This is a genomic window from Microvirga pakistanensis (assembly GCF_004458765.1).
In the GTDB taxonomy this organism is placed as follows: domain Bacteria; phylum Pseudomonadota; class Alphaproteobacteria; order Rhizobiales; family Beijerinckiaceae; genus Microvirga; species Microvirga pakistanensis.
Genome location: NZ_SPJX01000616.1, coordinates 1 through 223, shown reverse-complemented (window position 1 = coordinate 223; position 223 = coordinate 1). Strand labels below are relative to the sequence as shown.

Sequence of the window (223 nt, the reverse complement as noted above, 5' to 3'; positions counted from 1 at the left end):
GCTCGAGACGGTGATAGACCACCTTGTAGCCGAGGCGCCTGGCGATCTCGGTCTGCAGGGCCTCGATCTCGTCGGAGTGGAACTCGATCACGGCGCCGGTCTCAAGGTTGAGGAGATGATCGTGGTGCTCGCGTGCCGCCTGCTCGTAACGGGAACGGCCGTCGCGGAAATCGAGCCGCTCCAGGATGCCTTCCGTCTCGAAAAGCTTCACGGTCCGGTAGAC

At 63.2% G+C, this 223-nt stretch carries 1 protein-coding gene; it reads right to left on the bottom strand.

Features of this window, described 5'->3' with window-relative positions; all coding sequences use genetic code 11:
* On the bottom strand, nt 1-223 hold a 223-nt coding region (locus E4K09_RS24095; protein WP_193557352.1), incomplete at both ends, for a transcriptional repressor.